Here is an 11,003-nt window from a genome sequence, read left to right as displayed (position 1 = left end):
CCATACGGACCTATGAGTGGATTATTGGCTAGAAAGCCTTAAGGTGATCGAGGGAATAGGATGGGAAAGATCCCGCTTTTTAAGTCGTGCTAAGCGGGAAATTGAAAGAAAAGCTAAATCTTGATGGCTTGCGCCCAGGCCAGTGCGGCCAAATGCGCTTCATTGACCTGACGCGAGCTGATGAAAAGAGAGTCAGCCAGTGCGCCAATATCGCCATTATTCGGCTCACATGCCTCGGCAAGCGCCAGGAATGGGCCGTACATGCCGTCACGCGTCAGCAATGCTTGTGCTACCGATTCTGAGAGCTGAATCTTGCTCAGCACCTCTTCCATCGGAATACCCAGCAAACGATCCAGCAAGGAAAACATGCCGACCACAAACAGGTTTTCGGCCTCATGTTTGGGCAAAATGCCGTGCCCGGCTAATTCTGCAAAGCGACCACGCACAATCGCCGTTTGCATCAACACTGCCGAATGGCTATGCGTACTGGCAGTGGCCAACAACAAAGACAACCAGCGATACAAAGGCGAATAACCAAGCATCGTCACGGCATGACGCAAAGATTGAATTTCCGCCCCCAAACCGTAACCGACATTGTTGATATAGCGGAATAACTTGTATGACAACGCAGCATCGCGCTTTAGCACTTCTTCAAGCTCACGAATATCGGCATTTTGCCGCACCATTTCCATCAACTGGACAATGATGAGCTGTGCTGAATTCAATCCCTTTTTCTCAGCATTTGGGCGCTGTGTCAGGTATAGATTGCCTATGAATGCGTACAGCCCGTTTGCGACACAATGATCGTATTCGCGCCAATCGGTGATCTGGCGCGCGATCAATTTGACATAGTCAGATTTCAGACTCTGCTCGATTGCTTTTACATCTGTACTGTCACGACTGAAGTGTCCCTCGACATGGCTGACGACTTGCAAAAGCTGACTGTTATGCGGCAAAGTATCTGCATCGCGCAGTGAAATTCCATAACCTTGTTGTCGCAAGTCACTCACTACTCTGAGCGTTTCTTTATCTGCCAGATCCGCTGAGCTCAGGCGAAATACCGTGTTTTGTGCAGGCAGTTTTTTTACTACATCGGAAGCGACCAAGGCCGGCGTCGCTTCAAAAAACAGCACACTGTCATTCAGCAACCAAACCGATTCTTTATCGTGCAATTGCGCAGCGACAAAGGTCACCAGTTCCAGCAAATCCTCATCGCTGGCCATCCCACCATCTTGCTCATTGCTTTGCCACGACAGCTCGTATCCGAGGAGCTGCTGCGCTGCATTCAGCAACGGCTCACGCACGATGAATTTCATTTCAGGCATGGGAAATAAGCAAAAAGAACAAAGGAAGTTGAGGTGACAAACGGCGGCGCATCAATGGATTAGAAACCCAGGCTTTCAAGCAGATCATCGACCTGCTCTTGACCAGCAACCACATCATTACCGACTGGATTGATTTGCGGCCCGTTCAGCAAACCGGTATCGACTTCTTTCTTCTTCTCAGGCGGAGCGTAATCGACCAGCAATTGCAGCAACTGCTGCTCCAGACCATGCGCCAGTTCGGTGACTTTCTTGATGACTTGTCCGGTCAAATCCTGAAAGTCCTGCGCCATCATGATGTTCATCAGATGCTGCCTGGTTTCTGTCGTCGCGCTTTGTGTTGCATTCAGATGAGCAATGGTCTGCTCTGCCAAGGCACGATATTTTTCTTCAGAAAAATTACCTTGCAAGGCTTGCTGCCATTCCGTAGACATTGCGGCGGCATCAGACTGAATGCGTTCTTGCAAAGGACCCGCCGCTTCAGTCGCGTTCAAGACACGTTGTGCGGCCTGCTCAGTCATACGTGCAACGTAATCAAGGCGATCACGTGCATCAGGAATATCGTGCGAAGCACGTTCTATTAATTGATCGAAACCCAGGCCGCGCAGACTCTCATGCAGCGCGCGGGTCATATGCCCCACGCGCGACAGCACTTCGTCGTTCGCCAAGTTTGCGTGATCTGTTTCGGATACTGTCTGTGCAGATGAGGCGCCGCTCAACTCAGGCCCCGGCAGCAGCCAGTTTTTCGAAAATCTTCGCGAGTTTTTCGTCCAGTGTCGCAGCGGTAAATGGCTTGACCACATAACCGTTTGCACCTGCTTGTGCAGCGGCGATGATGTTTTCTTTTTTCGCTTCTGCCGTAACCATCAACACTGGCAATTTGGAAAGTGCTGGATCGGCACGAATATGTTGCAACATCGTCAAACCGTCCATATTCGGCATGTTCCAGTCGGACACGACGAAGTCGAATTGTTCGCTACGCAATTTCGCGAGAGCCATTGCGCCATCTTCCGCTTCATCGACGTTCGTATAGCCCAGTTCCTTCAAGAGGTTGCGAACAATGCGACGCATTGTTGAAAAATCATCAACAACTAAAAATTTGGTATTTGGGCCTGCCATGAATTACTCCATTAATTCTTTAAATCGTCATCGACCCTGGTAAGGAATCGAACATGGTCTAACGCATCGTCTCATTTCGATGCATCGCTATTATGCACCGAGGATACAAGCAAATCAGAAGAAACCAACACTAGCTGTATCAAAAAACCACTTAGACGCGCAATGCGCGACTGCTATGCGTCGCCAGATGACCTAAAACCATTCCTGGCAGTGCATTCAATGCGCCAACTTCATGCGTTGCACCGACTGCAATCGCTTCACGCGGCATACCGAATACTACGCATGACGCCTCGTCCTGCGCGAAGTTATAGGCACCGGCATTCTTCATTTCCAGCATGCCCAATGCACCATCCTTACCCATCCCTGTCAGTATTACGCCGACAGCATTCTTGCCGGCATGCACTGCCGCTGAATGGAACAACACGTCGACCGATGGACGATGACGATTGACTGGCGGGCCTTGGTCAAGTTGCGTTACATAGTTGGCACCACTACGTATTAATTGCAGATGCGAATGGCCAGGCGCCAGATAAGCATGACCAGGCAAAATCCGCTCGCCGCCTTCCGATTCTTTCACGCCGATTTTGCACAAACTATCCAGACGTTGCGCAAACGATTTAGTAAATCCAGCCGGCATGTGTTGCGTGATCAGGATGCCCGGACAATCAGATGGCATCTGCATCAGGAAGTCCTTGATCGCTTCCGTACCACCGGTAGATGCACCGATGATGATCAGTTTTTCACTACTGGTAAGAGGATTGCGTATCAGCGGTAAAACGCCATCGCCAGTTTGCTTGTTCGCATCATGCTGCACGATCGGGCGTGACTTGATACGTGCTTTCGATGCTGCACGAATCTTGTCGGCAATCATCTCTGTATATTCAAGCATGCCGCTCTGAATCGACATCTTCGGCTTGGTGACGAAATCAACCGCACCCAGCTCAAGTGCGCGCAAGGTAATTTCCGAACCGCGCTCTGTCAGCGAAGACACCATCACCACCGGCATCGGACGCAAACGCATCAATTTTTCCAGGAAATCCAGACCGTCCATACGCGGCATCTCAACGTCCAACGTCAACACGTCCGGATTTGTTTGCTTGATCAAATCACGCGCGATAATCGGGTCCGGTGCCACGCCGACAACTTCCATATCCGGTTGGCTATTGATGATCTCCTTCATCACGCTGCGTATCAGCGCTGAATCATCTACGATCAATACTTTAATTTTCATGAGGCTGCCTTGCTATAGCGTTTTTTATAGATATATTTTTTGCATCAAGAAAAGAGTTCCACGTCTCCACTGACGCTGCCAGACTGTAGACGATTCGCATAATCCTGTTCGCGATTGACCAATGTATTGTTGTTCAACTGTCTGAGTTTTTTGACCAATACTTTGCCGGTACGCGGGAAGTAATACACCTTGCGTGGATGTATGTCGTTCAAGTCTTCTGCAACGATACGAATGTTTTCTATCTTCAGAAAACTACGTACGAATTGCGCATTGCGCTGACCGACATTAATCGAGCTGAAGCCACTCAAGACATTACCGCCGCCAAATACTTTGGCTTCCAGATTCTCGCGGCGTGCACCCGCTTTCAGCAAATCATTGATCAGGATTTCCATCGCATACGTGCCATAACGTGCCGATGCAGAAATCGGACTATCTGCATCGCCGCCACTGTCCGGCAACATGAAGTGATTCATACCACCGACACCGGTGACACGATCGCGTATGCAAGCTGATACGCATGATCCAAGAACGGTCACAATCAGCATGTCTTTACCGGTGTAGTAATACTCACCCGGCAAGATCTTGGCTGCGTCGCGATCGAATGTCCGGTCGTAATAGACATTCGTGGCGAAATGTTCTTTGGTCAATTCATTCATAGATTCTGTTATGTTCGACGTGTTGGCGACGAACCCGCTTTCTTGTTCTGTTCCAGCTCGTAAACTGTTTTCCCGCGCAACTTGAATGCATCTGTGACGTACAGGAAGTTCTCCGAATGACCGGCAAATAACAAGCCATCCGACTTCATCAAAGGCGCGAAACGATCCAGTATTTTCCCTTGAGTCGGCTTGTCAAAATAGATCATCACGTTACGGCAGAAGATCACATCGAACTGTCCCGAAATCGCCCAGTTGCTTGCCAGCAGATTTACCTGTTTGAAGGTAATCATCTGTCGCAGCTCCGGACGCACGCGTACCATGCCTTCTTTGGCGCCCTTGCCGCGCAAGAAGAAACGCTTTGCACGTTCCGGCGACATTTTATCGAGTCTATCCATCGAATACACACCATTGGCGCCAGTGTTCAATACATTGGTATCGATATCGGTTGCAATAATACGTACCGGCGGTGTCAGAGTATTGAACGCCTCGCATGCAGTCATCGCAATCGAATACGGCTCTTCGCCAGTCGATGCAGCGGAGCACCAGATTTCGATCGGTTCTTTAATTTTTTTCAGATGCTCGGCAAGAATCGGGAAATGATGTGCCTCGCGAAAGAATGAAGTGAGATTGGTTGTCAGTGCGTTGGTAAACGCTTCCCACTCTTCATCGTTGCCACCTTGTTCAAGCTGGTCCAGGTAGCTGACAAACGAGCCGATACCCGTCGCACGCAGGCGACGGGCCAAACGGCTGTAAACCATTTCCTGCTTGCTCTCGGCCAAAGCGATGCCGGCTCTTTTATATATAAGAGCCCGCACTCGTTCAAAATCACGAGCTGTAAACTCGAACTCTTTGGAGCCTTCCGATCTGATCTGAGAAGTCACTTTCATACTGCCGATTTCCCTTTCGCCTGTTGCATATCACGCTAGCTGAATATGCGTCTTTCAATAACCATACACGCGACTGTTTGCGCAGCCTTGTTCTGCTCGCTCACACGGCAATTTTTATTTCAACGATTACGCTGCAATTTTTTCAATCAAACCCATCTCTGTGCTGGACATCAATTTATCGATATCCACCAGAATCAGCATGCGCTCATCCAAGGTACCCAAACCGATCAAGTAATCGGTATTGAAGGCCGTACCCATTTCCGGTGCTGGTTTGATTTGCTCAGGTGACAAAGTAATCACGTCTGAAACACTATCCACCACCATGCCAACTACGCGGCCGCCGATATTGAGAATAATCACGACTGTAAATTGATCGTAGGTCGGCTCACCCAGATTGAATTTGATACGCATATCGACGATAGGCACAATGATGCCGCGCAGATTGACCACACCTTTGACAAACTCCGGCGCATTCGCAATGCGTGTCACTGCTTCATAACCGCGGATTTCCTGAACTTTCAGGATGTCGATGCCGTACTCTTCCTTGCCTAGCGTAAACGCCAGAAACTCGTTGCCGTTTTCAGCACCAGTTGTATTGTTTTGTATGTTGTGAATCATAGTGATTCTCCTCCTCAGGAATAAATGGATTCGTCATTCAATTGACGGCTTGAACGTAGTAATGCTGCAACATCGATAATCAGCGATACGCCACCGTCACCGAGAATTGTGGCTCCTGATATTCCTGCCACCTTACGATAATTCGATTCGATATTTTTGACTACAACTTGTTGCTGCCCAACCAGGTCATCGACAAACAAAGCTGCTTTTCGCCCCTCTGACTCCAGGATAACAACGATGCCTTCAGACGGATCGGTAAAACGTGGTTCGATGTTGAACATTTTATAAAGCGGGATCAAAGGCAAATAATCGCCACGCACTTTGACCACCTGCCCTTGCCCACTGATTTCTTTCACATCGAGCAATTCCGGTTGCAGCGATTCCACGACATAACCGAGCGGGAGAATATAAATTTCATCTCCAACCTTGATCGACATGCCATCCAGAATAGCCAGCGTCAACGGTAGAGAAATTGATATCGTCGTGCCATAGCCTTTACTGGAACGGATATCGACCACTCCACCCATTGCGGTGATGTTCCGTTTGACGACGTCCATGCCAACTCCGCGGCCGGACACATCGGTTACTGCTTCAGCCGTCGAGAAACCAGGCGCAAAAATCAATTGCCAAACTTCTTCATCCGGCAAGTCATCCGATACCGGCATGCCTTGTTGCTTGGCTTTAGCCAGGATACGATCGCGATTCAAACCACCACCATCATCACTGACTTCAATGATGATATTGCCGCCTTGATGACCGGCGGAAAGAGAGAGCTGACCGGATGCCGCTTTGCCCGCAGCCAAGCGCGCTTCCGGCATTTCAATACCGTGATCAATACTGTTACGTACCAAATGTGTCAGCGGATCGACAATGCGCTCAATCAGACCTTTGTCCAATTCAGTTGCCGCACCATGCGTCACAAACTCCACCTTCTTGCCCAGCTTCGTTGCCAGATCGCGCACCATGCGCGGAAAGCGCGAAAACACATAATCCATAGGCATCATGCGTATCGACATGACTGCCTCTTGCAGATCGCGCGTATTACGCGTCAACTGCGATACGCTATTCAACAAACGCTCATGCAGCATCGGATCAAGCGAGCCAGTTCGTTGTTCTATCATCGCTTGCGTGATGACCAGCTCTCCCACCAAATTGATCAGTTGATCGACTTTTTCTATGCCCACGCGTATCGATGATGATTCCGCGCTGACATTCATCTTGTCGGCGTCACGCTTGACTGCAGGCTTCTTATCCGTCGCTGCGGCCGCATGCACTTCTTCTACCGCCAGCGCATTCCCTTTTTCATCATCCTGCTCAGCTGTATCTTTATTGACAGGCTCAGGCAAAGGCAATGGAACAAACGGCGCAAAGAATCCATAACCTTGCGCGTTCTCGGCAATAGTCGAGTGCAAGGGTTCGAAGAAACCATAACCCTGCTCCTCTTCATTGCGGCTGCGATCATCAATCGACTGATGCACGCCTTTGATGACAGCCTCTTCCGTAATCTTCAAATCTTGCGGATCAAGAATGAAAGAGCAAATCGCGATAATGTCGTCGACACCTTCTTGCGTGCTCAGCGTAAATACTGCGCGTTGATCCGGCAGCACATCACGTTGGATTTCACCCAGTAAACCCAACTCTGCAGCCAGCGCATCAACATCGCGTGCAGTAGTTACTGGCAACTCAATCCGGAAGCGACGATCTGTCTGTGCTGCGCTTGTCTTGCCATGCGAAGCAGATGTACTCGACGCCGCAGCTGGTGCCGGCGACGCATCCTGCGATAGTGACTCCAGCAACACGCGGATATCAGCGACAGCATCCAGATCGACTGGTGTATGCAAGCGATGACCATCCAGCTGCATTTTCAACACATCTTTTGCCGAGAGAAATGCGTCGACATGTTCAGCCATCAATACCATCTCACCCTTGCGTATGCGATCCAGCAAGGTTTCCAGTACGTGCGTTACTTCCGTTAAATCGGTGATGCCAAACGTGGCAGCGCCACCTTTGATCGAGTGCGCAGCACGAAAGATGGCATTCAAGTCCTCTGCATCAGGGGCTGAGACGTCAACCGCCAGCAACAGCTTTTCCATCTCGGCCAGTAGTTCTTCCGTCTCGTCGAAAAAAACCTGGAAGAACTGACTCATATCGATGGTCATCGTTCCACTCCGTAGTCTGCGCTCTTGATGATGTCCCTGCTCATGGCGTACCTTAACCGATCACTTTTTTGACAACTTCAGTCAATCGCTGCGGATCAAATGGTTTTACCAGCCAACCGTTTGCACCGGCTGCACGTCCTTTTGCTTTCATCTCGTCACTAGACTCCGTCGTCAAGACGAGAATCGGTATTTTTTGATAAGTCGACAAGGCTCGCAATGAGCGAATCAAGGTGAAGCCATCCATGCGTGGCATATTTTGATCGGTCAACACCAGATCGAAAACCTGCGTCTTCGCCTTCTCCAGACCATCTTGTCCATCAACAGCTTCCGTCACCTGATAGCCGGCAGCCCTCAAACTGAAGACCACCATTTGTCGCAATGAACCCGAATCATCGACTGCCAATATTGTCTTTACCATCTTTACTCCTGCTCACTTTCGTTTCAGGCTTGTACACCCGGTTATCTAAATTTTAGTAGCGTGCTTAAAACAATTCGATATCGCCGCTTTCCATGTGCGTCTGGCACACGGCTTTCCACAATTCTTTTTCCAGATTACTGCTTTGCGTTCTCAGTGTTTCATTGACCTTAGTCAGCAACGCGATCACTCTTTCGTTGTCCGCATCCACAGACATCCCAGCGCTATCCGTATCCAGCATTTCCAGCACATCACGGAATCCAATGACTCTGCGCATCGCGCGACCAATCAATTGATTCGTCATATCTTGAAACTGCAGACCAGTCACAGCAGCGTTCACATGTTGATCAAGCTGGACTGAATTATCTTGCAACTCCGACATGACCTGAGGTGAAACAGCAGCTTGTTCTATGAGCGCATCAACAATCTGCTGCTGCGCAGCCACTGTCGCATGAATTGCCATGAAACTCGCACTCAGCTTTTCAATTGCTTCACTCAGCAAAATATTCGTCTGAATCAGGTCTGTTTCGATTTCTGTCAGATGTTGACCTCCATGATCTGACAGTCCAGATAATAGATCCTTTATTTGCAGCGCCAACGAATTTTGTATTGTCATGGGGAATACCCGGTCATCATTTTCGTTCACTTACAATCCATGCTCTACTTATCTTGCTACAGGAGTAGGCGCTGCAGCTGGAACAGGCGGTTTCACTTCGGATAAATTGGCGCCGGCTTCCACCGCATCTTTCGCACTTTCCTTATCTGCCACTTCAACCATCCGGTTTTCTTGCGTGATGGAGTCTTCTGTTTTCTTGTTCATCACGATAATGCTAATGCGGCGATTAATTGGATTGAGCGGATCTTTGGTATCAAAGAGCACAGCAGATGACAGGCCGACAACACGCAAAACCTTGGTTTCTTCCATCCCGCCGGCGACCAGTTCGCGACGTGAAGCATTGGCACGATCAGATGAAAGCTCCCAGTTGCTGTAGCTTTTTTCACCGCTGGAATATGGGGTTGCGTCCGTGTGTCCGGACAAACTAATTCTGTTTGGAATATCGTTGAGCGTCTTGGCGATCTCATGCAGGATCACCTTGGTATACGGTTGTAACTCGGCTCTTGCCAATGCAAACATCGGCCGATTTTTTTCATCAACGATTTGGATGCGCAAACCTTCAGTCGTGATATCAATCAGGAGTTGATTTTTATACTGCTTCAGACCGGGAATTGTTTCGATTGCACGCTCGATACGCTCTTTCAATGCCTTGAGCCGATCGACTTCTCTGCGCTCCAGCTCTGCCTCAGCAGCCTTCAGGTTGAAGTTTTTTGCAGGAGTCAGGTCTTCGCCTTTTTTCTGTTGGCCATCGATGCGGGTCATGTCTTTACCACCGCCCTTGATGACACTTGAGCTATCGCCACTGCCAGAACCACCGGCCATTGCCACCTTCAAAGGTGTGCTGAAGTAGTCGGCGATGCCTTGCAGATCGCCTTTAGTTGTCGAGCCCAACAACCACATCAACAGAAAGAACGCCATCATCGCCGTGACGAAATCGGCGTAAGCAATCTTCCAGGCGCCGCCATGATGGCCGCCCCCGGATTTTTTAATGCGCTTAACAATAATGGGACGGAGTCCTTCGTCAGCCATGCCAGTCTCCGTTAGATTGCGTGTGTTCTTGTGATTTGATGGTGAGGAATCGGTTTATTTTGTTTTCGACTGTCTGATGTGTTCTTCCAACTCACTAAAGGAAGGACGTTCAGTAGAGAACAATACTTTGCGACCGAATTCCACTGCCAGCGCTGGCGCATAGCCATTCAAACTCGCGAGCAATGTCACTTTGACGCATTGGAATACTTTCGAAGATTCATGCAACTTCTGTTCCAATACGCTAGACAGCGGAGAAACAAAACCGTAGGAAAGCAAAATACCGAGGAAAGTACCAACCAGCGCATTAGCAATCAAAATACCTAATTCTGCCGGTGGCAAACCAACCGATGCCATCGTATGCACCACGCCCATCACAGCAGCAACAATACCGAACGCAGGTAAACCATCACCGATTTTGGCTATGCAGTGGACCGGGACTTCGCCTTCAGCATGGTGCGTATCGATCTCGTTATCCATCAGATTTTCAATCTGAAAGGCATCCATATTGCCCGACACCATGAGCCGCAAATAGTCGGTCATGAATTCAATAATGTGGTGATCGGCCAGAACCGTTGGGTATTTGGTGAAAATGGCGCTTTCTTCCGGTGAGTCGATATCGCCCTCAATCGACATCAAACCTTCCTTGCGCACTTTGGTGAGAATTTCAAACAAAAGCGTCATCAGTTCCATATACAAGCTTTTTGTATATTTGGAACCTTTAAAAACGTTAGGCAGCGCTTTTAATGTTGCCTTGATTGCCTTGCCGTTATTCCCAACGAAGAATGCGCCAACAGCCGCGCCGCCGATCATCAACAATTCGATAGGCTGTAACAATGACGCCAGATGTCCACCTGCCAACGCAAAACCACCGAAGACCGATAGCACTACAGCCAAATATCCAATAATGACTAACAAGTGCGCTTACTCCGTTCTTAGGGTTAGGGTGCCATT

12 protein-coding genes are annotated in these 11,003 nt (G+C 49.3%); all 12 read right to left on the bottom strand.

Going from position 1 to position 11,003, the window contains the following annotated elements:
* Positions 1-113: 113 nt before the first annotated feature.
* Positions 114-1,325: an EAL and HDOD domain-containing protein gene (locus BQ6873_RS01250; RefSeq protein WP_076591030.1), complete on the bottom strand. Its 1,212-nt coding sequence runs from the start codon at positions 1,323-1,325 to the stop codon at positions 114-116.
* A 59-nt stretch (positions 1,326-1,384) separates the two neighbouring features.
* Positions 1,385-2,041, bottom strand: coding sequence for a protein phosphatase CheZ (gene cheZ / locus BQ6873_RS01245; protein ID WP_076591029.1), 657 nt, complete (start codon positions 2,039-2,041; stop codon positions 1,385-1,387).
* Position 2,042: 1 nt separating this feature from the next.
* The gene (cheY, locus tag BQ6873_RS01240) at positions 2,043-2,441 is read right to left on the bottom strand and encodes a chemotaxis response regulator CheY (protein WP_012079943.1); all 399 of its coding nucleotides are present in this window, start codon (positions 2,439-2,441) and stop codon (positions 2,043-2,045) included.
* A gap of 151 nt (positions 2,442-2,592) precedes the next feature.
* Positions 2,593-3,672 carry a protein-glutamate methylesterase/protein-glutamine glutaminase gene (locus BQ6873_RS01235; RefSeq protein WP_076591028.1) on the bottom strand — a complete coding sequence of 360 codons (1,080 nt, stop codon included), beginning with the start codon at positions 3,670-3,672 and terminating at the stop codon, positions 2,593-2,595.
* A 44-nt stretch (positions 3,673-3,716) separates the two neighbouring features.
* A complete protein-coding gene (cheD, locus tag BQ6873_RS01230) occupies positions 3,717-4,328 on the bottom strand; it encodes a chemoreceptor glutamine deamidase CheD (protein ID WP_076591027.1) in 612 nt (203 codons plus the stop codon).
* 8 nt (positions 4,329-4,336) lie between these two features.
* Positions 4,337-5,215, bottom strand: coding sequence for a CheR family methyltransferase (locus BQ6873_RS01225; protein WP_076591026.1), 879 nt, complete (start codon positions 5,213-5,215; stop codon positions 4,337-4,339).
* Positions 5,216-5,341: 126 nt separating this feature from the next.
* Entirely contained in the window at positions 5,342-5,833 is a 492-nt protein-coding gene (locus BQ6873_RS01220; RefSeq protein ID WP_076591025.1) for a chemotaxis protein CheW, read from the bottom strand.
* 14 nt (positions 5,834-5,847) lie between these two features.
* The gene (gene cheA / locus BQ6873_RS01215) at positions 5,848-7,992 is read right to left on the bottom strand and encodes a chemotaxis protein CheA (protein ID WP_076591024.1); all 2,145 of its coding nucleotides are present in this window, start codon (positions 7,990-7,992) and stop codon (positions 5,848-5,850) included.
* A 52-nt stretch (positions 7,993-8,044) separates the two neighbouring features.
* Positions 8,045-8,410 carry a response regulator gene (locus BQ6873_RS01210; protein ID WP_076591023.1) on the bottom strand — a complete coding sequence of 122 codons (366 nt, stop codon included), beginning with the start codon at positions 8,408-8,410 and terminating at the stop codon, positions 8,045-8,047.
* A 64-nt stretch (positions 8,411-8,474) separates the two neighbouring features.
* On the bottom strand, positions 8,475-9,053 hold the full coding sequence (locus BQ6873_RS01205) for a chemotaxis protein (RefSeq protein ID WP_331712973.1): 579 nt from the start codon (positions 9,051-9,053) through the stop codon (positions 8,475-8,477).
* Positions 9,054-9,071: 18 nt separating this feature from the next.
* On the bottom strand, positions 9,072-10,052 hold the full coding sequence (gene motB / locus BQ6873_RS01200) for a flagellar motor protein MotB (protein WP_076591021.1): 981 nt from the start codon (positions 10,050-10,052) through the stop codon (positions 9,072-9,074).
* 54 nt (positions 10,053-10,106) lie between these two features.
* Positions 10,107-10,967 carry a flagellar motor stator protein MotA gene (motA, locus tag BQ6873_RS01195; protein ID WP_076591020.1) on the bottom strand — a complete coding sequence of 287 codons (861 nt, stop codon included), beginning with the start codon at positions 10,965-10,967 and terminating at the stop codon, positions 10,107-10,109.
* Between the last annotated feature and the right edge of the window lie 36 nt (positions 10,968-11,003).

It is taken from the genome of Herminiimonas arsenitoxidans (genome assembly GCF_900130075.1).
GTDB classification, from domain to species: Bacteria; Pseudomonadota; Gammaproteobacteria; order Burkholderiales; family Burkholderiaceae_D; genus Oxalicibacterium; species Oxalicibacterium arsenitoxidans.
The sequence above is the reverse complement of the archived record's forward strand: the minus strand, read 5'-3'. Positions and strand labels throughout refer to the sequence as shown.